This window comes from Lederbergia citrea (assembly GCF_018343525.1).
Classification (GTDB): domain Bacteria; phylum Bacillota; class Bacilli; order Bacillales; family Bacillaceae_C; genus Lederbergia; species Lederbergia citrea.
The window spans coordinates 163,987-186,419 of record NZ_JAGYPH010000002.1 but is presented as its reverse complement, the minus strand read 5'-3'; the positions used below and the strand labels follow the sequence as shown (position 1 = coordinate 186,419).

At 38.1% G+C, this 22,433-nt stretch carries 24 protein-coding genes; 11 read left to right on the top strand and 13 right to left on the bottom strand.

Annotated features, from left to right (window positions below; translation table 11 throughout):
• The first annotated feature begins 9 nt into the window (after positions 1 to 9).
• Together KHA88_RS10150 and KHA88_RS10145 are read left to right on the top strand one after the other, a co-directional pair.
• Positions 10 to 183 (top strand): FeoB-associated Cys-rich membrane protein, encoded by a 174-nt coding sequence (locus tag KHA88_RS10150; protein WP_213107572.1) that lies wholly within the window; start codon positions 10 to 12, stop codon positions 181 to 183.
• A 234-nt stretch (positions 184 to 417) separates the two neighbouring features.
• A complete protein-coding gene (locus tag KHA88_RS10145) occupies positions 418 to 876 on the top strand; it encodes a hypothetical protein (protein ID WP_213098716.1) in 459 nt (152 codons plus the stop codon).
• Positions 877 to 981: 105 nt separating this feature from the next.
• On the opposite strand, the gene KHA88_RS10140 is transcribed toward KHA88_RS10145, so the two are convergent.
• Together KHA88_RS10140 and KHA88_RS10135 are read right to left on the bottom strand one after the other, a co-directional pair.
• Entirely contained in the window at positions 982 to 1,362 is a 381-nt protein-coding gene (locus KHA88_RS10140) for a VOC family protein (protein WP_213098717.1), read from the bottom strand.
• 144 nt (positions 1,363 to 1,506) lie between these two features.
• Positions 1,507 to 4,773: an efflux RND transporter permease subunit gene (locus KHA88_RS10135; protein ID WP_213121845.1), complete on the bottom strand. Its 3,267-nt coding sequence runs from the start codon at positions 4,771 to 4,773 to the stop codon at positions 1,507 to 1,509.
• 241 nt (positions 4,774 to 5,014) lie between these two features.
• Between KHA88_RS10135 and KHA88_RS10130 the strand changes: the two genes are divergently transcribed.
• From KHA88_RS10130 to pgeF, 3 genes are all read left to right on the top strand, one after another.
• The gene (locus KHA88_RS10130; protein ID WP_213121844.1) at positions 5,015 to 5,902 is read left to right on the top strand and encodes a TetR/AcrR family transcriptional regulator; all 888 of its coding nucleotides are present in this window, start codon (positions 5,015 to 5,017) and stop codon (positions 5,900 to 5,902) included.
• Between the two features lie 108 nt (positions 5,903 to 6,010).
• Entirely contained in the window at positions 6,011 to 6,313 is a 303-nt protein-coding gene (locus KHA88_RS10125; protein WP_213107569.1) for a DUF5634 family protein, read from the top strand.
• A 399-nt stretch (positions 6,314 to 6,712) separates the two neighbouring features.
• A complete protein-coding gene (gene pgeF, locus KHA88_RS10120) occupies positions 6,713 to 7,480 on the top strand; it encodes a peptidoglycan editing factor PgeF (protein WP_213121843.1) in 768 nt (255 codons plus the stop codon).
• 241 nt (positions 7,481 to 7,721) lie between these two features.
• Here pgeF and KHA88_RS10115 read toward each other — a convergent pair whose 3' ends face one another.
• Positions 7,722 to 8,156 carry an AarF/UbiB family protein gene (locus tag KHA88_RS10115; RefSeq protein WP_213121842.1) on the bottom strand — a complete coding sequence of 145 codons (435 nt, stop codon included), beginning with the start codon at positions 8,154 to 8,156 and terminating at the stop codon, positions 7,722 to 7,724.
• A gap of 430 nt (positions 8,157 to 8,586) precedes the next feature.
• Here KHA88_RS10115 and KHA88_RS10110 point away from each other — a divergent pair, with 430 nt between their 5' ends.
• The gene (locus KHA88_RS10110; protein WP_213122282.1) at positions 8,587 to 9,366 is read left to right on the top strand and encodes an aldo/keto reductase; all 780 of its coding nucleotides are present in this window, start codon (positions 8,587 to 8,589) and stop codon (positions 9,364 to 9,366) included.
• 53 nt (positions 9,367 to 9,419) lie between these two features.
• On the opposite strand, the gene KHA88_RS10105 is transcribed toward KHA88_RS10110, so the two are convergent.
• Positions 9,420 to 9,740 carry a winged helix-turn-helix transcriptional regulator gene (locus tag KHA88_RS10105; protein WP_213121841.1) on the bottom strand — a complete coding sequence of 107 codons (321 nt, stop codon included), beginning with the start codon at positions 9,738 to 9,740 and terminating at the stop codon, positions 9,420 to 9,422.
• 156 nt (positions 9,741 to 9,896) lie between these two features.
• On the opposite strand from KHA88_RS10105, the gene KHA88_RS10100 reads away from it, so the two are divergent.
• Positions 9,897 to 10,760: an NAD-dependent epimerase/dehydratase family protein gene (locus KHA88_RS10100; protein ID WP_213098725.1), complete on the top strand. Its 864-nt coding sequence runs from the start codon at positions 9,897 to 9,899 to the stop codon at positions 10,758 to 10,760.
• Positions 10,757 to 11,749: an L-glyceraldehyde 3-phosphate reductase gene (gene mgrA / locus KHA88_RS10095; RefSeq protein WP_213121840.1), complete on the top strand. Its 993-nt coding sequence runs from the start codon at positions 10,757 to 10,759 to the stop codon at positions 11,747 to 11,749. Before KHA88_RS10100 ends, mgrA begins: the two co-directional genes overlap by 4 nt.
• 137 nt (positions 11,750 to 11,886) lie before the next feature.
• Here the strand turns inward: mgrA and KHA88_RS10090 are convergent, their stop codons facing one another.
• Positions 11,887 to 12,792 carry a sugar phosphate isomerase/epimerase family protein gene (locus KHA88_RS10090; RefSeq protein ID WP_213121839.1) on the bottom strand — a complete coding sequence of 302 codons (906 nt, stop codon included), beginning with the start codon at positions 12,790 to 12,792 and terminating at the stop codon, positions 11,887 to 11,889.
• A 298-nt stretch (positions 12,793 to 13,090) separates the two neighbouring features.
• Entirely contained in the window at positions 13,091 to 14,554 is a 1,464-nt protein-coding gene (locus tag KHA88_RS10085) for a protein adenylyltransferase SelO (RefSeq protein ID WP_213122281.1), read from the bottom strand.
• A 257-nt stretch (positions 14,555 to 14,811) separates the two neighbouring features.
• On the opposite strand from KHA88_RS10085, the gene KHA88_RS10080 reads away from it, so the two are divergent.
• Positions 14,812 to 15,573 (top strand): hypothetical protein, encoded by a 762-nt coding sequence (locus tag KHA88_RS10080; RefSeq protein ID WP_213121838.1) that lies wholly within the window; start codon positions 14,812 to 14,814, stop codon positions 15,571 to 15,573.
• A 266-nt stretch (positions 15,574 to 15,839) separates the two neighbouring features.
• Here the strand turns inward: KHA88_RS10080 and KHA88_RS10075 are convergent, their stop codons facing one another.
• From KHA88_RS10075 to KHA88_RS10045, 7 genes are all read right to left on the bottom strand, one after another.
• A complete protein-coding gene (locus KHA88_RS10075) occupies positions 15,840 to 16,439 on the bottom strand; it encodes an SAM-dependent methyltransferase (protein WP_213121837.1) in 600 nt (199 codons plus the stop codon).
• Positions 16,440 to 16,796: 357 nt separating this feature from the next.
• Positions 16,797 to 17,576, bottom strand: a complete 780-nt coding sequence (locus KHA88_RS10070) for a sulfite exporter TauE/SafE family protein (protein ID WP_213121836.1) — start codon at positions 17,574 to 17,576, stop codon at positions 16,797 to 16,799.
• A gap of 43 nt (positions 17,577 to 17,619) precedes the next feature.
• The gene (locus tag KHA88_RS10065; protein WP_213122280.1) at positions 17,620 to 18,732 is read right to left on the bottom strand and encodes an MBL fold metallo-hydrolase; all 1,113 of its coding nucleotides are present in this window, start codon (positions 18,730 to 18,732) and stop codon (positions 17,620 to 17,622) included.
• Between the two features lie 66 nt (positions 18,733 to 18,798).
• Entirely contained in the window at positions 18,799 to 19,374 is a 576-nt protein-coding gene (locus tag KHA88_RS10060; RefSeq protein ID WP_213121835.1) for a sulfurtransferase TusA family protein, read from the bottom strand.
• A 42-nt stretch (positions 19,375 to 19,416) separates the two neighbouring features.
• Positions 19,417 to 19,896, bottom strand: a complete 480-nt coding sequence (locus tag KHA88_RS10055; RefSeq protein WP_213121834.1) for a DsrE/DsrF/DrsH-like family protein — start codon at positions 19,894 to 19,896, stop codon at positions 19,417 to 19,419.
• Positions 19,897 to 19,959: 63 nt separating this feature from the next.
• The gene (locus tag KHA88_RS10050) at positions 19,960 to 20,187 is read right to left on the bottom strand and encodes a sulfurtransferase TusA family protein (protein ID WP_213121833.1); all 228 of its coding nucleotides are present in this window, start codon (positions 20,185 to 20,187) and stop codon (positions 19,960 to 19,962) included.
• Between the two features lie 87 nt (positions 20,188 to 20,274).
• Positions 20,275 to 20,535 carry a metal-sensitive transcriptional regulator gene (locus KHA88_RS10045; RefSeq protein ID WP_213121832.1) on the bottom strand — a complete coding sequence of 87 codons (261 nt, stop codon included), beginning with the start codon at positions 20,533 to 20,535 and terminating at the stop codon, positions 20,275 to 20,277.
• A gap of 194 nt (positions 20,536 to 20,729) precedes the next feature.
• Here KHA88_RS10045 and KHA88_RS10040 point away from each other — a divergent pair, with 194 nt between their 5' ends.
• Both KHA88_RS10040 and KHA88_RS10035 read left to right on the top strand, forming a co-directional pair.
• Positions 20,730 to 21,404 carry a response regulator transcription factor gene (locus tag KHA88_RS10040; protein WP_213121831.1) on the top strand — a complete coding sequence of 225 codons (675 nt, stop codon included), beginning with the start codon at positions 20,730 to 20,732 and terminating at the stop codon, positions 21,402 to 21,404.
• On the top strand, positions 21,401 to 22,411 hold the full coding sequence (locus tag KHA88_RS10035; protein WP_213121830.1) for a sensor histidine kinase: 1,011 nt from the start codon (positions 21,401 to 21,403) through the stop codon (positions 22,409 to 22,411). Before KHA88_RS10040 ends, KHA88_RS10035 begins: the two co-directional genes overlap by 4 nt.
• The last annotated feature ends 22 nt before the right edge of the window (positions 22,412 to 22,433 follow it).

Here is a 22,433-nt window from a genome sequence, read left to right as displayed (position 1 = left end):
GGATACGAAATGTTCATTAGCATCATTCTAGGTGCAATCATTTTCGGCTATGCTATTTTTACCCTTTACCGATTTGTGAAAAGAAGCAAAATGGGTAAATGTGCAGGATGTTCCCTCAGCAAAAATTGTTCAGCTGCCTGTTCAATACAGAAGCAAAGTCGTTCGTTTTCTACAGAAAAATAGTCTAAGCGACAAACCATATTTCTTATCAAAGTAAGGCAAAGAGGCTGTCACATTTGGCGGCCTCTTTGCCTTACTTTTCACCTTCTTTTTTTCAAAAAAATGACAAAGGATAACCCTTAACTTGCCCCGTTAATCAAATAATCAAATATTTCAAACAACAGCGACCTAAATAATGTATAATAATTTTAACAGGATTTTTGTCACACATATTTTTAAAGGAAGAAGGTAAGTAATATGAAAGGTAATTTTTTTGCTAACTATAAAGAGTTTATTATTTACCCTTTGGAAGATGAAAAAGAAAAAGAATTTGATCCCAAGGAATATGCCTCCCATTTTATCTTAACGTTTTCATTATATGAGTCTCTTTTATCAAATTGGGGAGATGCAGAAAAATATGCGATAGAAGTAGAAAAGAGTATTCAAAAGGTATTAGATGAGTTCAATCATTCCCAGAAAGGCATTTATCACCTTCAATTACTTGAACTTGAAGGCGATAAATCGTATTTTGTTTTGTCACTATCTTGTAAAAATAAAATTGAAAATGAGGAAGCAAATGACCGTATTTCTTACATAATAGATAGGCTTATTTCAAATTCTTTTTACGTTGGTCAATCCTGGTTCCGGCTTATTGGTAATAAGGGCAGGAATATGCGTAAACTCTTCTGCTTTTCATTCAAGGAATATACGATATGAGCAGATAGATCGTCTTTAATTAAGTGTATCTATACATAAATTGGTATATCACAATAAAGTTTGACCAAAATCCTGAATCAATTAATCAGGATTTTTCTTTTAGCCTCACTTCTTTTCCATAACTGCAAAGTAATTCTCTTCATTATCAGCAAAGTTAAATACTCTGCCAGAAGGCATGTTCACTATTTCTCCGACTTTGACGTTTTTTTCCGACAAGTCTTTATATAATTGATCAATATTTTCGGAGAAGAACATTAACGAAGGTGTTCCAAGATTTAACTCTGGCTGCATTTTAGCAATTAATTCTTTATTGTGGAGAATGATACTCGTTTCAGCATCCTTTGTTGGTGCAATTTCAAACCACTTAAATCCTTGGCCATTATCTTCTTCTGAAACTAAAGTAAACCCTACTTTTTCTGTCCAAAATTGCAATACCTCATCTTGGTTATTTACATATAACATAATTTGACCGACTTTATTAATCATCTTCTTCTCTTCCTTTCCGCAAATTGCCTTACCTTCTAATTCTCTACACTTTACTAATTACCTTCTTTTTACCTTCAGGGGCATTATAACCCTCTTACATAATAAAAATACCACAGTCTAAACGACTGTGGCATAGTCTTTTTCCTAATAACTACTAGCAGGATTTCTTCCTTTACGGTGCTTCACTTTTCTTTTACGAGATTTAGTAAATGTTTCGTAAACGATCGGGACGATAACAAGAGTCAACAGTGTGGAACTTATTAGACCACCTATTACTGTCACACCTAATGCTTTTGAAATTAGCCCTCCGCCTTCTATCCCCATTGCGAGTGGGATTAGAGCTCCAATTGTAGCAAGAGCAGTCATTAAGATCGGTCGGAGACGAGTAGATCCGGCTTCCAGCAGCGCTTCTCTTGTAGTCAGTCCATCCTTCTCATTATGAATCACACGGTCAATCAACACAATTGCATTTGTTACGACAATACCAATTAACATCAGTGCACCAATCATCGCTGATACACTTAACGGTTCATTAGCTATCCAAAGTGCAACTAAGCTACCGATAATTGTAAATGGCAGAGAGAACAAAATGGCTAGTGGTGCCAGTGCTCCGCCAAATGTCACGACAAGAACGAAATAGACAATCGCTACTGCCGCCAGCATGGCAAGACCTAATTGAGTAAAAGATTCATTGATTTGTTCAGTTACACCGCCAAATTCAACCTTCACTCCGCTCGGTAAATCTTGTTCGCTTATTTTATTTTCTATTGCAGCTGATACCGCCGCTACGTCCTTGCTCTTCACGTCCGCAGAAAGGGATGCGTACATTTTTCCTTGTCTTCGTTCAATTGTGTTTGGAGTTTTTCCTTCTTTAACATCCATCACATCGCCCACTTTAACAGTGGTGCCTAATGGTGTTGATATTTTCATATTTGTTATATCTTTAATACTTTTATATTCCTTTTCTTCCACTTCGATATAAACATTCACATCTTTTCCTTCATGTTTAACCGTTGTAAGAATCGGGGCTTGACCCGTTTGGCTCAAATTCATACCAATTTGAGCGGCAGTCAATCCGTAGTTGCTTAATTTTTCCTGATTGGCTAAAAGCGTATATTGATCATAAGCTTCCTTAAGGCTTGAATCGACTTTTTCTAATTCTTTATTTTTTTCCAGGATCGGTAAAATTTGGTCAACCGCTTGTTGGATGTCTTCCTTATTATCGCCATAGACATATAATTGAAGGCCGCTTCCACCCATACCGCCGAAGTCCATGCTTTTCCATTCGCCTAATTTAGTATTTTCGTTTAATGCGTCGATCACTTTTGTCGTTTCTTCACTAAAGTTTTTAAAATCCTTATCATATTCTATAAAGAATAGCGCAGAGTTGCCTCCGCCCATCCCCATCATGGCCATTGGGCTGTCGCCGCCTAAAGAATACTGATAGGTAGTTACACCTTCACGGTTACTAATCATTTTCTCTGCATCAAGGGCAACTGCTTCCGCATCTGCTCTTGTTTGTCCTGGTGCAGGGCTATAAGTAGCCATAATCATTTTTTGCTCTTCATCATCCATGAAGCTGACACCGATCAGCGGTAATAAGAAGAAACTTAAGACAAGGATGACTACTGATCCTCCAAAGGTAATCAGTTTATGATTTAATGCCCATTCCAGAATGCCTTTATAAAAATTCGATAGTTTACTAGGTTTTTCCGTACGTTTACGGTGTCCTTTTCCAGTGTTGCTGTCCAGCTTCTTCTTAAACAATGAATGAGCAAGCATCGGAACAATCGTCACTGCCACAACTAAGGAAGCGGCAAGTGCAAAGGCTACAGCTAAGGCAAACGGTAAGAACATTTCTCCAACCATTCCACCAACTAAGCCAATTGGTAAGAACACGGCAATCGTTACGACCGTAGATGAGAAGATCGGAATGAACATTTGACGTGTTGCCTCACGGATTAAATCTTTTCCGCGTAATTTTTCATCTGGCAAAGCCATGCGCCTATATATATTTTCCATTACTACAATCGAGTCATCGATTACCCGCCCAATGGCAACAGTAAGCGCCCCTAATGTTAATAGATTCAACGTAATATCCATATGGTGCAACAGGAACATGGCCATTAGTAAGGACATCGGGATTGAAACAATGGAAATTAGCGTCGTTTTTATACTTCTTAAGAACAGTAAGATGATGATTACTGCAAAAAGAATCCCAAACAGTGCTTTATCAAGCATTGTACTAATAGCCGTCTCAATTGGTTCTCCTTGGTCAAAAGTTGGGATAACCGTCAACCCGAATTCATCTTCAAACTTTTTGATCGTATCCTTCACACCGTTAACAACTTCAACTGTATTTGCATCAGCTGCCTTAGTGATTTGAATACCAATGGAGTCTTCTCCATTTGTTCTTGAAATAGATTCGGCCTCACTGACAACTTTAATTTTGGCTAACTCGCCTAATTGTACTGTCGGCATTTCTGATGGAACTTGCGCCTGTAAGTTGGCTTGACCTCCTGGACCCATTTGACCTGGGCCTTGTCCTTGCATTGCCCCTTGTTGTGCCATTTGGCCTGCTTGACTAGGATCTTGGCCTTGCATAGCCCCCTGTTGTGCCATTTGACCAGTTTGACCAAGATCTTGCCCTTGCATAGCGCCTTGTGCTGGGATTGCAGGAATTTCCAACTTTTTCAAATCATCAAGCGTTGCAATATTGCCATCAATGACGAGGTTTTTTACTTTGTCATCAAAATTTGTTAAACCTAATGGGAAAGTAAGGTCTGAAGCTTGAATGAGTTGTTGAATCGTTTCCTGTTTCAAGCCATATTTGTTCAATTTCTTTTCATCAAAATCGATTGTTACTTTTTTCAGTTGTTGGCCCGAAATTTGTACATCGGAAACGCCTTCTACCCCTTCTAAAACAGGCAGCATATCAGCTTCTACAGTTTTCGTCAGCTCGTCCAAGCTTTGTTTTTTACCGCTAACGCTTAAAGCCATGACCGGCATTGCACTTAAACTTAAACGCGATACTTGCGGTTCATGGGCACCCTCTGGTAAGGAAAGGTTAGATAGTGCATCTTTTACCTCATTAGTAGCTTCATCCATATCTGTTTTATAAGTAAATTGGATTTGTACGGAGGAAGCATTTGCTAATGATGATGAGCTCACAATTTCTACGCCATTTAAATTTTGGACCCGCTGCTCGATTGGTACGGTTACATTTTCCGCTACTTCATCCGGTGCAGCTCCTGGATATGTTGTAATAATAGATACGTTTGGCAATGTAATATTAGGAATCATTTCCTGTTTCATGTTAAAGCCTGAATATAGGCCCGCAACAACAACCATAAGCGTGAGGATCCATATGGCAAATTTGTTGTTTAGGGAAAAATCAATAACTTTTTTCAAGTCGTACACTCCTTGTTCATGATCATTTGACCAGTGGGTTCTGATGTTTTATACTATAGATGACCAGTCAGTCAATTGCAAGGATTATTTGCTATTATTAAGCCATAGTCACAGCTTTGCCATAAGTTGCACGAATGGTTAAAGTCCAGGTTAGCTAAGGTCCTTATATATATGAACCGAATCAGACAGATAGTGACCGCGTGGTCATAATAAAACAATAATATGAAATCAGGTGAGGCTTATGAAGGAAAAAAAACGAAAAGAGATCATTGAGTCTGCCATTAAGTTGTTTGCGGAAAATGGTTTTTATAATACATCCGTTCAAGATATTGTGACCGATTGCGCGATGTCTAAAGGGGCATTTTATAATTATTTTTCCTCCAAAGAGGAATTACATATCGCAATTTTTCAATATTATTTTGAACAAATGAGCACAAGGACAATAGAAATAGATAAAGAGAATTTGAATCCCCGTGAAAAAATGAAAAAACAGCTGGGTGTGCCATTCGAGGAACTTACTAAACATAAAGAGTTTTTCATTATGTATTTACGGGAACAAAGTTTTTCAATTAATAAAGAGCTTCGTGAATTTATGGAAAAAGCCCAATTTGAAACATTGACTTGGTATGAAAGAAACTTGAAGGATATATACGGAGAGAATATAACCACTTTCATTGGCGATATCATTTTGTTAATAGAAGGGATGAAGCAAAGCTATTTGGCCGCCATGCTTTTTCATGATTTGCAAATGGATGTGGATCTCCTCCCGAATTTTCTCATGAACAGAATTGATGATATTGTAAACGCGTTTCAAAATGGCGAAGAACCAATCATTAAGAAAAGTAATTTGCTAAGTTCCTTCCCACAATGCTCATTTGGGAATATTGATAGGATTGAAAAAGCCTCATTATTATTAGCTGATATGCAAGAACAGCTTGAGAATATGAAAATAGATGAAGACCAAAGAGATGGACTAGCTGGGGTCATTGATTTTCTAAAGGGTGAACTCAAGAAACCAAATTTAGAGAAATATGCCTTTCAAGGAATGCTTGCCAATTTAAAAGAAATTAAGGAATTTGACATCTACCGCGAAAAAATTGCTGCTCTTTTAGATGTGCAGCTTTTATAAAATGACTTTTACCAACTCCCTCCGCTTTCTTTAGGTAAAGTAGAACGTTTAATAAAACTAAAGAAAGACATATTAAGATTAGGTTTTATTAGGAAGGGAGTGAAGTTGATGGAATTTTTATCACGAGAGCAAATTATCAATGAATTGCAACAGTCATTTCAACCTTATATAGAAAAATTCGATTTAGATGGGATCGGTATTTTTGAGGAAGAAGGCAAAGATAATCGGTACTATTTAGGTTATACGGCAGAAAAAGACGGCAAAACGTATCATGTTCATATTCCGTATATAAAAAACAACTCCGGAGCTTTAGCCCCTGTTGAAACAGAGTGGACAGTAGAATCCGATGATCCACGGGATGAAGATCGTAGAGGATATAATGATGTAGAAAGTATCTTTCGTACACTTTAGATGCTTGAAAAAAGTAAAGGGCTGTCTGCGACAGCCCTTTATGATATTTATTCGGATCTTCTGTACTCATTAAGAACTAAAAATAAGAGAACAACACTTTTTCATCTTTACTGGTAATTGAACCTATGCTCCATTTACCTTGAACTACAATTTTACACTGCTACGGGAAATCGAGACACACTCCATTTACCCTGAACAACAATTATCCGCTGCTACGGGAAATCGAAACATGCTCCATTTACATCAGCTACCGGCAATTGAAAGCGATCCATTTATCGAAAAGCTATCCTCATAAGCGTTAAATGACAAATAAAAAGGCACTGTTCTCATGGAAAAGCTGCAAAAATACCGCCCTATACATCAGCAGTAAACTAACATATATTAAAACTAGGTGATGATATGAAAACAAAGATGTTTTTAAACAATGAGAAATTCATAGCAGGGATGACCATGAAAGATGATGCAGAACTTGAAAGCAACAACATGGCCCTTCATTCCTGTGAAAATGCTAATCATGTCCTCGAAAATCGAAAAAAATTAGCTGCTTCCTTACATTGTGGGCTAGAAAATTTCGTTTGTTGTGCTAATCAAACGCATAGCTCAAATTTTCATCGGGTCACGCTTGCTGACAAAGGACGAGGCGCTGATCAAATAGATACAGCCATTGCGGATACAGACGGCCTGTATACGTATGAGCCAAATCTGTTATTATGCAGCTTCACTGCCGATTGTGTCCCGGTGATTTTTTACAATAAAGTGAATGGTCTCGTTGGCGTGATCCATTCCGGATGGCAAGGTACAGTGAAAGAAATTACCTTGAAAATGTTTAAGCATTTAAAGCAAGCGGAACATTGTAACCCAAGTGATTTCCACGTCCAAATTGGTGCGGCGCTAAGCCAGGAGAAATTTGAAGTCGATGAAGATGTGTATGTAAAATTCAAAGACCTTGGCTATGCGGATGATTTTATGTATTACAATGACCAAACCCGCAAATATCACATTGACAATCAACTAACCGTGAAAAAGCAATGTGAGTTGGCAGGCATCCCGTCGGAGCAAATTACCATTGATCGAACTTGTACTTATATAAATCAGGATGGTTTCTCTTATCGTGAGGATAAACAAAGCGGAAGGCATCTAAGTTTCATTATGAGAAAAGGTGATTGATTAAATGGAGATCAAGTAACAATTAATATTAATAGCGGCCCAAAAAGCACATCATTATACATAGATGTGCTTTAATATGGAGGAGTTATCTAAACACAGTAAGCCCGTATTCAAACAACGCATATAAAACAGCAGCCCCAGCTGGTATGATAAACGTATCAATTTAAGGAGGTGCTATGCCACAACAAAAACTAACTATTGTCCCCGTTACATTACATACCGAAAACTAAAATACTTCCTATTACAGCCATTTTTCCCATTCCGAAAATAATTCCCGATCGCTTTTCTTCACCTGATACAGGAAGGCATCTAATAAATTTAATTTAGCGAGGTGACCACAGAATTTATTAGGCCAAGCTTTTTGTGTTGTCAATGAATTCACATGGTCTATAACTTTAATCTCCCCATTATCAGTTACGATAAAATGGCGAATAGCTTCGTCAACACGGGTAAAACCGACTTTTTTCATTTCCTTGAATACAAATATTAATTGTTTAACGATTGATTCCGGGATGCTTCCTAAGGCTCCAAGATAATCCTTCAAAGGCTGTCCTTTGATGTATTCCATTACAATGTAGTTCGCCCCAACTTCAAAAACCTTGGGAACAATTGAGGAAACCTGTGCTATTTTTAGTGCTTCGCTCTCCCTCAGACAGTGTCTTTCTTTCGCATACATCTTTATACATCGGTCTTCGGAAAGCCTAAAAACAGCTCCCTGGAATCCTTTACCGATCAATTCATAGTGGGTCGGATTTTTTATTTTCGTCCCTTTTCCTGTTTTTTTTATCGTAATTTTGTGAAAATCATCCATTTTTTTACTCCTTTTCCACTATTTTATTGTACAAGACATTCTAACGTCACGGCGTTTAACAGTAAGCCCGAAATAAAAATAAGCGCGCTGAACATATTGAACAATTTAAGACTGCTACACTGGCATCGTACAACCAATTAAGTAAGTAACATAAAGTATAGCTAGACAAAAACATTTCACCACTTTCATAATTGTCTGTAATCTTATACAATGAAAATGAAAACATAGTGAGGAGGAATGAGGTTTGAATATTCAACAATTCACTGACTATACGGTTTTAAACAATGGTGTACGTATGCCATGGCTCGGGTTAGGTGTCTTTCAAGTGGCGGAAGGTGAAGAAGTCATTAATTCTGTCCTTCATGCTATAGAAGCGGGTTATCGTTCGATTGATACTGCAGCTGGGTATCGAAATGAGACCGGGGTGGGCACTGCGATTAAGCAAAGCGGTATTCCAAGAGAGGAACTTTTCATTACAACAAAACTTGCTAACCCTGATCAAGGCTATGAATCTACACTTCGCGCTTTTGAGGATAGTCGCAGGAAGCTTGATCTTGAATATATCGACCTGTACTTAATTCACTGGCCTGGGAAAGATAAGTTCCAGGAAACTTGGAAAGCCTTTGAAAAATTACATAAGGAAGGGTTTATTCGCTCCATTGGCGTAAGTAACTTCAAGATCCATCATCTTGAAACACTTAAACAAAACAGTGATATAATTCCTGCTGTAAATCAAGTAGAATTTCATCCTTTACTTAACCAGCAAAAGCTTCTTCAGTATTGTAAGAACGAAGGAATTCAATTGGAAGCTTGGTCGCCAATTATGAAAGGAAATCTTAATCTGCCGACCCTTACGGAATTAGCTGCTAAATATGGAAAGACTCCTGCTCAGATTGTCCTGCGTTGGGATGTGCAACACGGGGTTGTTACGATACCAAAATCCGTTCACAAAGAACGTATTCAAGAAAATGCTGACATTTTTGACTTCACATTGTCTGAAGAAGATATGAAAGCGATCGATCAATTAAATCAAGACCACCGATTTGGACCGGATCCGGATGAGTTTCTATTTTAAAAGATAAAAAGAAAAAAGCGTAGCGATAAATAACTACGCTTTTTCTTATGTTTTCAAGCCCACTGAGATCCCCAAATCTTCATTTCTTTTAAAATCTTATGGAGCGCTTGTCCCTTATCAGTTAAGGAATATTCGACTGTTACAGGAACGGTTGGAGTAACTTTGCGATTCACCACTTCATTTTCTTCTAAGTGGCGTAATGTATCAGTTAACGCTTTGGGGCTAATTTTTGGTATAGACTTTTGGATTTCTCCGAAACGCTTTGTCCCTTCAAAAAGTTGCTTTAAAATCAGAAATGACCACTTACCACCAATGATATTCAATGCCTTTTCGATCGAACATTCTACAACTAGCTCTTCCTTTACTTCCTGCATATCCCCCATCCCCCTTTAAAAAATAGTAACTATAAATTTTATACTAAATATTCTTTCTTTTATTATATCAAAATTATTTCAGTACTTGTATTAAACAATATGAAAACGTATACTTCGTTTGAGTAAGCGTTTTATTAAACCATAGAGGTGATCAAAATGCCCAAAGTTGTCATTACAGGTGGAAGTGGTCTTTTAGGACCTTCAGTGATAAAAGAATTTTTAGATCATGGCTATGAAGTTGTGAATGCCGATGTGAAGAAGCCACAAGAGGAGCTGTGTCGAACCGTCATTACCGATTTAACTAACCTCGGCGAAGTGCATGGAGTTTTAGTTGGAGCAGATGCGGTTATTCACCTCGCTGCTATTCCGGTAGCTTATTCACATCCTAATGAAGTGACATTCCGAAATAATGTGATGTCTACGTATAATATTTTAGAGGCAGCAGGAAATTTAGGTATTAAAAAAGCCGTTATTACCTCAAGTGAGTCGTCTTACGGTATTTGTTTTTCAAAGAATTCATTAGAGCCAAAATATGTGCCGATCGATGAGGAACATCCGCAATTACCCGAAGATAGCTACGGATTATCAAAGATTGTGAATGAACAAACAGCAGATATGATTCATCGGAGAACGGGGATGCAAGTGGTTTCCATGCGTCTCGGGAATGTCATCACACCTGAGAATTATGCCAATTTCCCAAGTTTTATCCATGACCCGGAACAAAGAAAAACCATTTTATGGAGCTATATTGATTCCAGAGATGCCGCAACAGCGTATCGACTCGCCGTTGAAACAGATGGTCTTGGTTCTGTTGTCTTAAATATTGCCAATGATGAAACGAGTATGGATATAGAAAGTAAACAATTGATGGAGCAAGTTTTTCCTAATGTAAAAGATTTTAAGACAGAATTAACCGGCTTTGAAACACTATTAAGCAATGAAAAAGCTAAAAAACTATTAAATTGGCAGCCTGTTCATGTTTGGAGAAATTATGTCAACCTAAAGGAGAATAAATCATGACTTACTTAGCAAGTGATAATCGATATGAAGCGATGAAATACAATCGAACAGGGGATTCCGGACTGTTATTACCAGCAATATCACTAGGCCTATGGCATAACTTTGGCGGTGTCGATACATATGAAAATGGGCGCGCAATGCTTAGAAGAGCCTTTGATTTAGGGATTACGCACTTTGACCTCGCAAATAATTATGGACCACCAGCAGGATCCGCGGAAACAATGTTTGGTCAAATGCTAGCGACAGACTTTAAACCGTATCGAGATGAAATGGTCATCTCTACAAAAGCGGGTTATCATATGTGGAATGGACCTTACGGTGAATGGGGATCAAAAAAATACTTGATCGCTAGTCTTGACCAAAGCTTGAAGCGCATGGGTTTAGACTATGTTGATATTTTCTATTCTCACCGTCCTGATCCAAACACACCATTAGAGGAAACAATGGGTGCGCTTGATCAAATTGTTCGCCAAGGTAAAGCATTATATGTCGGGATTTCAAGCTACTCTCCAGAGGAAACAGCTGAAGCAGTACGAATTTTAAATGATCTAGGAACACCTTTGTTAATCCACCAACCGAGCTACTCGATGTTAAACCGCTGGATTGAAGATGGTTTACAAGATGTCCTTGAAGAAAATGGTGTAGGGTCCATTGCCTTTTGTCCATTACAACAAGGTTTGTTAACGAATAAATATTTAGGCGGAGTTCCTGAGGATTCACGTGCTGCGAACCCAACAAGTTTTCTTAAAAAAGACCAAATCACTGAAGATGTAATTCAAAAGGTTCGTCAATTAAATGACATTGCTGCAGAAAGAGGGCAATCACTTGCACAAATGTCCCTGGCATGGGTACTCCGTGGAGGACGACTGACATCGGCATTAATTGGAGCCAGTCGTGTTAGCCAAATTGAAGATAATGTGGCAGCATTAAATAACCTTGAATTTAGCGAGGAAGAATTAGCTATGATAGATGATATTTTAAAAGGTTAATTTTATTATAAGGAAAGGCAATATCAGTGCACTATACCTCATATTTAAACGAGCTTGTATTCACAAGCTCGTTTATATTTTCAGAAAAAAAGTCCCATTTGATACGAAATTTAATTCTATTACTCTTTCATGATAAATTACTGTTTTATTGGACTTACACACTTTTTCAACAAATCAATTGTTTTCTGGATCCCTTCCCGTTGGTCTCCAGGTCCTTCAAATTCTACTGAGTAGTAGCCGTCATAATTATGCTTCTTCGCAATCTCCATGCACTTGCCAAAATCAAATTGGACGTGGCTTCCATCCTCATTAAATTCATATGTTTTCGCATGAACTAAGATAGGATTATTGAATATCATATCAATCGCTTCATAACGAATTTCCGGATCAAAATTTCCAAAGTCAGGGCAAACTCGGAAATTTGGATGATTGACCATTTCAAAAAGCTTTAGTATATTTTTTGGATCTGCCGACATACCACCGTGGTTTTCCAATACTAAAGCAACACCTTTCGTCTCGGCATATTCAGCTAGTTCTCTATATGAATCTGCTGTTATGCTAAGGTCAAAAACGCCTTCTGGCTGCTGACCAGTGTTGACTCTAGCTCCTGTACTTCCTAGGTAAGCAGCTATATCGATCCAAGATTTTATAACCGCTAGGTCCGATTTGCGTTTTTCTTCATCCAACCCAGAAATATTGCCGTAGTCAATTGGCATATTGAGTACTTTCACCCCGTATTTTTCAAGAGCCATCTTAACATCTTCAAGATTTTCCGGCTTGTTGAGGCTCATCTCATCCATGACTTCCATAAAGCCGCCAATCGCCTTCTGAATTTTTTCGGGATCTTTATCGGGATTACTGAACTGCTCGAAGGCGAAACTCATTTTTTCCGCACCTTCTGAACTGACATTACCGACCATCCAATGAACCATTTCAACCGCGTCCGCCCCGAATTCCTCCTTGACTACACGAACGAAGTCTACCATTGTCATTCCCTTAATAAATTCCTGATTCATACTCCAGCTTGATACACCTATCTTCATACCGAGTCCTCCCTGTTTTTATGTATTCTTACCAATACATGGATAACCCGCATCAACCTCCTGACAGGCAAGCATGTATAATAACATTTTAACAGAAAGTTTGGATTTTTTCGCAATTTCAATGGCCGTTTTACACTAAAATTTCTGAAAATCATATAATTAAATTCTAGGCTTTCATTTCACCTATGACTTCATCAACACAATGCTCGAAATATATCTTGAAAATAGTGAAAAGCCATTCCTTTAACGTATAAGAATGGCTTTAAAGTATTTCTGTCTAGTTCTTCCTATATATACATCAAGTACCGCAAAAAGTTCGGTAAGGAGTTGTTGATGTTGGTACTGTACAGTATTCCACCTGCTCAGCAGCGTACGTGAAAGGTTGAGATAGCACATCCAAAAGCCGGGCCATGACGCTATAGTCCCCTTTTTCCACCGCCGCTTCCAGCGCCTCTTCAACCCTGTGGTTCCGCGGAATAACCGCAGGGTTTGTGTTTTTCATTAACTCGTTCGAGGAGGCTTTCGATTCCTGCTGTCCATCCAATCTTGCCAGCCAGCGCTCATGCCACTCTGCAAATTCTGGGCTTCCAAATAAGTTTGTATCATCGTGCTTTTCTATTGTTAATGCTCGGAATGTATTCGTATAGTCCGCCTGATACTTCTCCATCATGTTTAGGAGACCATCGATTAGGGCCTCATCATCTGTTTCCTCATTAAATAACCCCAGTTTTGCTCGCATCCCCGCATACCAATGGACATGATATAACTCATTAAAAAGTGTAATCTTCTCCTGAGCCATTTCGACCGCCTGCTCTATATTATAGTGTAGCAGCGGTAATAAAGTTTCAGCAAACCGGGCCAAATTCCATCCGGCAATTGGCGGCTGATTACCGTAGGCATAGCGGCCGTTACGATCAATAGAACTAAATACGGTTGCCGGGTCATAAGTATCCATGAAGGCGCAAGGACCGTAATCGATCGTTTCTCCGCAAATGGCCATATTATCGGTGTTCATCACCCCATGAATAAAACCAACAAGCTGCCACTTGGCAATCAACTCAGCCTGACGCTTGATTACTTCTTGAAGTAATGAAAGATACCTGTTCTCATCTGCTTCTATTTCCGGAAAATGGCGCTTGATTGTATAATCAGCCAATGTCCGCAGTTCTTCCACTGTGCCCCATTTCGCTACGTATTGAAAGGTGGCAACACGTATATGACTGGCAGCGACACGGGTTAGAATAGCACCGGGTAGCGGAGTTTCACGAATAACCGCTTCACCCGTTGTCACCACCGCTAGACTACGAGTGGTAGGAATCCGGAGCGCATGCATCGCTTCACTAATGATATATTCACGGAGCATCGGCCCAAGCGCCGCTCGCCCATCTCCGCCACGGGAATATGGCGTTCTGCCTGAACCTTTTAACTGAATATCAAAGCGCTCATCTTCAGGCGTGATCTGTTCACCTAGCAGTATCGCCCGTCCGTCCCCTAACATATTAAAATGCCCGAACTGATGCCCCGCATATGCTTGAGCAAGAGGCGAAGCCCCATCAGGAAGCTTATTTCCGGCAAACACCGCTACGCCATCGTCGCTTTCGAGCGCTTGGGCGTTTAAACCGAGGGATGTTGCTAATTCTTTATTGAGAATAACCAATTTTGGTGATTGTACGGGAGTAGGATTGATACTGGAAAAAAGTGAATTTGGCAGGCGATCATAACTATTGTCTAAATTCCATCCTGTTTCATTATTTTTTGTCATGGTTTCTCCTTTTCTTTTCGGTGATTGATTTTCAATATATTGGGACTTCATAACAACCTATGAAGACAACTTTCATTTTTTTAGCACCATCTGTCTTCATGTACCATTTTCAAGCATTTCCAGCACTATAAACCAATAAGTTTGTATATAGCTTTTACTGAAAATAAAACAAAAATTATGGTGTTTTTCTCCAATCCAAAGATGCAGAATAGTGTACAATAATACTACCATTTTTAAAAAGAACAGAGTGTGAAAAGATGCAAATTGGAAATCTTATTACTAGAAAAATATTAACTACATTTATTACTACTACTATTTTTTCGTTTATGTTAAGTTTTTTATATTTAAAAAGTGGTTCTGATGTTGATTATAACAAAGGAAATCAGTTCATTAGTTGGTTTTTTGTTTATTTTATGTTTATTGGCGTTATAGTCCTAGTATATGGAAACTTAGTATCGATTGGAATCGAGTATTTGCAAGGGAAATTGTTTAAAAAACACGACTGGCTCTATGTATTAATACTTGGCATATTTGGATTGGCGAACGGCATCATTTTTCAAGAAACAACACTTGCCTACTACGGAATGCTGGCAGCTATGGTATATGGAATCATCGATAAGTGGTTATATAAGAGACAAAACAAGAGTGTAAAAATGTTTTACCTCATACCAATCGCATCGGTTTTCTTACTCTGGATGTTTCTCCAAATGACGTCACCGCCGATGCCTCCCTTTACAAAAGAAGATGCTGTTCAAAGTGCAACAGCTGGGGAGGGTACAACAATAGATTACTTTCCTAAAACAATTGGCAAATGGGAAGGGGTGGTTGATGGTTATCATGTGGTAAGGGAGACTAACGCAAAACAAATTGGTAAGGAAATTTATCTTGTTACGTTTACGGAAAATTGGAGTAAAGGGACTAAGATAGGTTCTTGGACTCAATCCTATAAAGTGGAACGAAATGGTTTAACTGCTGATGCTATAGATTTCGATATGCCTCCTTATTATGGGGATAAATGAAGCCGTAATGGTAGGACCTATCGATCTCGTTCGATCAGAGTCTCCTTAACGGCTTCAATGGGACAGCCGTAGGTGATAACCCCTGTTACAGTCCCCTTGGCATCTCCTATGGGACAGGGAAGACTGATTTTGTTCGATCAGAGTCTCCTTTCTATTGTACGGGGAAGCAAAATGATACACATGCATTTCTAGGCAGCCATGTGTATCATTTTGCTGGATAACGGTCAGTTTCTGTGCCATTCAATCCCTCCTGTTTCATTCTGTTTCTATTCTGGTTTTTGGCCAATAAACTGGATCACATGTGACAGTCCATTATGCCCTTCTCCTTCGTGACGGACAACCTCTCCCATGAAAAAGTGGACAATGCGCCAATCAGCAAAGGTTTTCAAAAATTCTTCTGGTTTGTATAAAAAGGCCAGATCTCGCGGTCCGCCACTTTTATAAGGTATCTGGTAAGGTGAATAAACCTCTGTCACATAATAACCACCTGGCTTTATAGCTTCCTTTACACCTTGAAGGGTTTTCTGGCGAAGTTCAGTCGGAAAGTGGCCGAAGATACATACTACTTCATCCCATATAGCTTGACTCCAGTTTGCTTCGTTTAAATCCACAAGTTCAGCGGATACCAATACACCTCGTTCTTCTGCAAGCTTTTTTGTTTTCGCAAGCCCTGATTCTGCATAATCCCATACCGTGACTTTCATTCCTTGCTCGGCTAAATAAACCGCATTACGCCCTTCCCCTTCAGCTATGGCCAAAGCATCACCGGACACTTTTAGTTTCTTCTGAATTTCTGCCAAAAAAACATTCGGTTCCTTGCCAAAAACATAATTCTCTGTTTGAAAGCGTGTATTCCAATGGTTCATCTATTAATCATCCTTTCAATATCGTTTAAACTTCTCTAATAACCAAATGAAATAGAAAATACAATTATTATTTATCTTAATCAAACTTTAACAAATTAAATCTATATTAAAACTGAAAAGGAGTGAATGGTTATTTTTTGCACTAGCAGGGGGAGTGCTATCTTTTTTTCTCCTTGTGTATTTCCCCTTTTGCCAGCCTATATAACCCATTTAACAGGTGGGAAGATTGAAGACGCTAAAATGTTGAAATAAACGTCCTATGGACGAAGATATGATGGTGAACTTAACGAATGATATCCAATAAAAAGATCTAAAAAAAAGACGTGCTGATCACGTCTTTTTCTTAGATACTATTCATTAATATAAAATATCTATCCAAATCTTCCCTGCCGTTGCAAATATTAATATAGCTAAAACCACCTGCAACACTTTTGTATTTAATTTTTTTCCGGCAATAGCTCCAAGTGGTGATGCTATTAGACTTGCAACCACCATGATAAGTGATGGTAGGAATTCCACATGTCCATTTGACATTTTTCCTGCTATGGCACCTATTGATGAAATAAGTGTGATCGCTAAGGAAGAAGCTATCGTCATTCTTGTAGGTAGTTTTAAAACGGTGAGCATGATGGGCACTAACAAGAATGCGCCTCCTGCACCGACAATACCAGCCCCAATCCCAACGATTAAGGCAAGTAATGCGGTGAGCCATTTGTTAAACTTTATTTGATCAAAAGATATATCATCAATTCCCTTTTTAGGTATAAACATCATCACAACAGCAATGAACGCTAAAATTCCATATACTACATTGATTCCACTTTCAGACATGTGTGTAGAGCCGAATCCCCCAATGAAACTCCCGATTAAAATACTAACACCCATATAACCAATTAATTTTTTATTTAAAAATCCACCTTTACGATAGGCGATGACACCTCCAATTGTTGCAAAGAACACTTGGATTGCTGTTATTGCTGACACTTCGTGGGCTGTAAAATGAGCAACACCAAGTACGGCGGGGATATACAATAACATTGGAAAATTAATAATCGCCCCACCTATTCCTAACATTCCTGAAATAAACGAGCCTATCAATCCAATTAAGAAAATGGTAATAATAAAACCTATATCCATTTTTACCTCCTTCCAAAAAGGGAATCGCTACCGATTCCCTTTTTTATCTCACTGCACAACGATTTGGTCCAATTTCCATTTCACGTTGCTTCTCTTCATCAGGGTTCATTTTCCCCATATTTGTTTCACGAATCTCTTGATATGCATTTGGCTGTGGAGGTAGATTTTCAGTCACAAGTTTTCTAAATTCATTTTCGTCTTCAATATTTAGCCCATGATTTTTTTCGTATAGTGTACTTAATTTTTCAGATACACTGCCATCCGCATTTAATTCATCGATAATCATAAAGTGTGCTGGTAAAACGATTAGTTCTCCAGATAATTCTCTGTATCTCGTGTATAGACTTTCTCTTAAATCTCCAACCCAGTCTTCCGCTAAACCGGCAAGGTCTGGTCTTCCAATGGAATCAATAAATAAGATATCCCCTGACAGGAGGAACTTTTCGTCAATAACAAAGGATGTTGACCCAATCGTGTGGCCTGGAGAATATAATGCATGAATATTGATAGCTGTGTTACCAATTTCCACTTCATTTCCATCTTCTAGTGGTTGGTAATCAAACGTTACTTCCGTTGCATCCTTTGGTGGCAGCCAGTATGTTGCGTTTGTTTTTTCAGAGAGTCTTCTTCCACCAGAAATATGATCGGCATGTAAGTGTGTATCAAATACATGGGTAATTTTTGCTCCCATACGATTGGCAAATTCAAGATAGATGTCAGTCATTCTTGTGGAGTCAATGATGGCGGCCTCACCGTTTGAAATAACCATGTAGGATAAGCAACCCTTGCCGATTCGTACAAACTGATAGATTTCGCCACCATCTTTTAAATCCCCAACTTTAACAGGTTCTAAGTGTTCACTCCATGCTTTCATTCCACCTTCTAGGTAAGAAACCTCAAGGCCCGCCTCAGAGAGCATCTCAGCTACAAAAATCGATGAACCCTCTTTTGCACAAACGACGAGCACATCTTTATCAGAAGGAATCTTATCCATGATTCCTTCCACGCCATCTAGTAAATCAAAATATGGAACATTTAAATATTCAAAGTTTTCTCCTTCGATTTTCCAATCTTGAAAATCACTTTCATTGCGTACATCTAAAATAAATAATTCTTCTTTGTTAAATACTTTTTTCGTTACTTCTTTTGAAGTCATTGATTTAATAGCCACTTTTTTACCCCCTATGGTATATTTTATTTTAAAAAATTTTAGACATCGCGCCTATTTATTGAGCCCAGTCGTTTCACCGGACCACTGACTCATGCCTGGTACGACATTGATGACATTCGAAAATCCGTTTTCTGCTAACTTTTGGGCGGCAAGATCACTGCGGTTTCCAGTTCGGCATACAACAAAAATTTCATCGTCTTTGTTTAATTCATGTAAGCGAGTTTCTATATCTCCCAATGGAATAGAGATCGCATTCGGAATATGGTTAAATGCAAACTCGGAAGCTTCCCTTACATCAAGAACAACAATGTTTTCATTTTCTTTTAATTTGATTTCCAGTTCTTCATTATTAGCTATATTTGTATGCTTTTTTTCAATTGTTTCATCACTGGAAGACTTTCTTACATAATGCTTTAGCACATTTTCTTCTTCTAGAGTGCCTAAATATTGATGTCCCGAGCTTTTAGCCCAAGCCTGAATGTCAGCTTTTGACCCTTTATCAGTTGCATGGATCTCTAAAACGAAACCAGCCTCCAATTCATTCATAGCCTTTTTCGTTTTTACAATTGGCATTGGACACGCCAATCCTTTTGCATCTAACATAATATTTGCTTTAATGTTCTCCATCTTAAAACCTCCTATTTTTTATACGTGGTGGGGTATATGAAATTAGATAAATAAATTGACGTTGCCATCTTCAGCGTCAGCTAAATAGGCTGCCACCCCAGCGTATTCAATATTGTCTAACAGTTCTTCTTGTTGTAGACCCAATAAATCCATTGTCATTGTACATGCGACTAGTTTAATGTCTTGTTCCTGTGCCATTTCAATTAATTGAGGTAAAGGCATCGCATTATGCTTTTTCATCACATCTTTGATCATCTTAGGACCGAAACCAGCAAAGTTCATCTTTGAAAGCCCCATTTTGTTTGCGCCTCTTGGCATCATTTTTCCGAACATTTTTTCCATAAAGCCTTTTTTAACCGAAATATTTTCATCTTTACGTAAGGCATTTAATCCCCAAAAAGTGTGAAAAATGGTTACTTCATGATCATAGGCGGCTGCACCATTTGCGATAATATAGGCCGCCATCGCTTTATCATAATCACCGCTAAATAATACGATCGTTGTCTTTTTCTTTTCTGTCATGATTTTACCTCCTAATCTTTTACTTACCCGTACCCCTAAGGGTATTAAACATCTTAAAAAAAATTATCCTTTCTTAATCCAAAACTTTTGTACATCATTTTCTTCTTCAAGTTTCAAGAGTTCGTGCCCGCCAGATTTAGCCCATGCTGTAAGATCGTTTTTAGCACCCTTATCAGTTGTATGAATCTCCAATACTTGACCTGATTCAAGTTCATTTATTGCTTTTCTTGTTTTTACAATTGGCATCGGACATGCTAAACCTTTTGCATCTAATACTTTATCTACATTCATTTTTTAATTCCTCCAAGCTTTTTATTTTTACCCTTACCCCTAGGGGTATTATAATAAATGAAAAAAAGAGTGTCAACCCATTAATTTTTATCTACTTTTAACAAGCAGGTTGACAGCCTCTTTAATTAATTCATCCGTGTTTTCTCCATTTTTTTCAGCTTCAAGAACACATTCAACCAAGTTTGAACTTACAATTACGCCAACCGTTCGATCTACTGCTGAGCGAACTGCTGATAGCTGGGTAATGACCTCTTTACAATCTTTATTTTCTTCCATCATTTTCAGAATCCCTCTCAGTTGACCTTCCATGCGCTTCACTCTATTTTTAATTTGATCATTATATTCCATAGGAATTCTCCTTTCTACTATCGTTCTGTCTCTCTAGATCATATACCCTTGTAGGTATATTGTCAACGCCAGTAACTGTAATAAATTTTTTTATTAACTTTAGATATTCTCACTCTCTGCATGACTTGTTATATACGAAATAATGGTGCAGAATTTGCGGTTCCCCTTTGATATACTTAAATTGGGTGATGAACATGTACAAAGTTCTAATAGTTGAAGATGATTCCAAAATGAGGAGTTTAATAGGGCAGTATTTAGCAAAGTGGAATTTCCAACCTGTTTTGGTTGAAGACTTCGAGCATTTAGATGAGCTAATGATAAAGGAAAATCCCCATATGATCCTTTTGGATATTAACTTGCCTGGAAATGATGGTTTTTATTGGTGCAGCAAGCTTCGGCAGCTTTCTGATGTACCGATTATTTTTATTTCTTCACGCTCACAAAGTATGGATATTGTCATTGCTATGAACATGGGTGGGGATGACTATATTCAGAAGCCATTTTCGCTCGAAGTATTGGTGGCAAAAATGAATGCTGTACTAAGAAGGTCGAACTCCATTCAAGATTTGAAAAAGGATTTGCTTACGGTCGATAAGCTTACTCTTAATCTACAAAATTCCTTTATCGAATACAGAGGTAAAAAGGCTTCCCTTACGAAAAATGAATTTCAGATTCTTTATCTTCTCATGAAAAAGGCAGGGCAAATTATCTCTCGGGATGAAATGATGAGGGCATTATGGGAAGATGAGCAGTTTATCGATGACAATACCCTCACTGTAAATGTGAATCGACTGCGGAAAAAGCTTGAGGAAATTGGGATTAAAGATGCCATTATGACTAAGAAAAGACAAGGATACCTTTTACAATGAATTGGAAAAATTACCTTTTTGATCACCGGTCTCTTTTACTCATATTTTTATTCGTAATAGCTATTACATCCTTAGTCACATGGTTGGATCCGAACCTGCATCTTCATCTAAGTAATCTTCTATATTTATTGCTTATATTAGCCATACTTTTTTTGATTTATTTACTATTTGATTACCGTAATAAAAAGGGATTCTACAATAATTTAAAAGAGAAAACAGAAGCTGGGTATATGTTGGAACAACCACACACTCATAAATATGAAGAAAAGTTGATCATTCAACTATTACACACTCAAAAAGAGCAATATGAACAAGAGATTGAGAGAATGAAAAATGAACAAAAGGAATGGCATGAGTATATGACAGCATGGGTTCATGAAATAAAAACACCGATATCCGTCTGCAAAATGGTGATTGAAACAGAACAAATTTCAGAAAGTTTTGAAGAAGAAATAGAAAAAATCGAGCATTTAGTCGACCAAGCTCTTTATTACACGAGGGCGAGTGATTTCAGCAAGGACTATTTTATTCAGGAAATGAATGTTGAACAGGTTATCAAGGAAGCAGTGAAAGGGAATCGAAAGTTATTTTTATCTAAAAACATTAAGCTCCATTTGAACCTCTCACCATTGGAAGTCTTAACCGATAAAAAGGGACTTCTTTTTATCTTACAACAGTTTCTATCAAATTCATTAAAATACACACCCGCCGGCAGTGAGATTTCCATTCAAATCCAAGAAAATGACAGAAGAATCATTATTCGGGATCATGGAATTGGCATACCCGCAGAAGATTTGCCAAGTGTTTTTCATAAAGGCTTTACGGGAAAAAATGGCAGGCAAGTTTCTTCGTCAACGGGAATGGGATTATATCTCGCCAAAAAAACAGCAGCAAAATTAGGGCATGAGCTTTCAATTCAATCAAAAGAAGGATGCTATACCGAAGCCTCCATTTCTTTTTCAAAAACAGTTGACCTACTAAGAGAGGAATACTTAATTAGGACGTGACCCAGGCAATCACGTCCTTTCA

Coding starts and splice junctions, on each gene's coding strand:
- KHA88_RS10150 (WP_213107572.1), top strand. CDS start 10: ATGTTCATTAGCATCATTCTAGGTGCAATCATTTTCGGCTATGCTATT.
- KHA88_RS10145 (WP_213098716.1), top strand. CDS start 418: ATGAAAGGTAATTTTTTTGCTAACTATAAAGAGTTTATTATTTACCCT.
- KHA88_RS10140 (WP_213098717.1), bottom strand. CDS start 1,362: ATGATTAATAAAGTCGGTCAAATTATGTTATATGTAAATAACCAAGAT.
- KHA88_RS10130 (WP_213121844.1), top strand. CDS start 5,015: ATGAAGGAAAAAAAACGAAAAGAGATCATTGAGTCTGCCATTAAGTTG.
- KHA88_RS10125 (WP_213107569.1), top strand. CDS start 6,011: ATGGAATTTTTATCACGAGAGCAAATTATCAATGAATTGCAACAGTCA.
- pgeF (WP_213121843.1), top strand. CDS start 6,713: ATGAAAACAAAGATGTTTTTAAACAATGAGAAATTCATAGCAGGGATG.
- KHA88_RS10115 (WP_213121842.1), bottom strand. CDS start 8,156: ATGTATGCGAAAGAAAGACACTGTCTGAGGGAGAGCGAAGCACTAAAA.
- KHA88_RS10110 (WP_213122282.1), top strand. CDS start 8,587: ATGCCATGGCTCGGGTTAGGTGTCTTTCAAGTGGCGGAAGGTGAAGAA.
- KHA88_RS10105 (WP_213121841.1), bottom strand. CDS start 9,740: ATGCAGGAAGTAAAGGAAGAGCTAGTTGTAGAATGTTCGATCGAAAAG.
- KHA88_RS10100 (WP_213098725.1), top strand. CDS start 9,897: ATGCCCAAAGTTGTCATTACAGGTGGAAGTGGTCTTTTAGGACCTTCA.
- mgrA (WP_213121840.1), top strand. CDS start 10,757: ATGACTTACTTAGCAAGTGATAATCGATATGAAGCGATGAAATACAAT.
- KHA88_RS10090 (WP_213121839.1), bottom strand. CDS start 12,792: ATGAAGATAGGTGTATCAAGCTGGAGTATGAATCAGGAATTTATTAAG.
- KHA88_RS10085 (WP_213122281.1), bottom strand. CDS start 14,554: ATGACAAAAAATAATGAAACAGGATGGAATTTAGACAATAGTTATGAT.
- KHA88_RS10080 (WP_213121838.1), top strand. CDS start 14,812: ATGCAAATTGGAAATCTTATTACTAGAAAAATATTAACTACATTTATT.
- KHA88_RS10075 (WP_213121837.1), bottom strand. CDS start 16,439: ATGAACCATTGGAATACACGCTTTCAAACAGAGAATTATGTTTTTGGC.
- KHA88_RS10070 (WP_213121836.1), bottom strand. CDS start 17,576: ATGGATATAGGTTTTATTATTACCATTTTCTTAATTGGATTGATAGGC.
- KHA88_RS10065 (WP_213122280.1), bottom strand. CDS start 18,732: ATGACTTCAAAAGAAGTAACGAAAAAAGTATTTAACAAAGAAGAATTA.
- KHA88_RS10060 (WP_213121835.1), bottom strand. CDS start 19,374: ATGGAGAACATTAAAGCAAATATTATGTTAGATGCAAAAGGATTGGCG.
- KHA88_RS10055 (WP_213121834.1), bottom strand. CDS start 19,896: ATGACAGAAAAGAAAAAGACAACGATCGTATTATTTAGCGGTGATTAT.
- KHA88_RS10050 (WP_213121833.1), bottom strand. CDS start 20,187: ATGAATGTAGATAAAGTATTAGATGCAAAAGGTTTAGCATGTCCGATG.
- KHA88_RS10045 (WP_213121832.1), bottom strand. CDS start 20,535: ATGGAATATAATGATCAAATTAAAAATAGAGTGAAGCGCATGGAAGGT.
- KHA88_RS10040 (WP_213121831.1), top strand. CDS start 20,730: ATGTACAAAGTTCTAATAGTTGAAGATGATTCCAAAATGAGGAGTTTA.
- KHA88_RS10035 (WP_213121830.1), top strand. CDS start 21,401: ATGAATTGGAAAAATTACCTTTTTGATCACCGGTCTCTTTTACTCATA.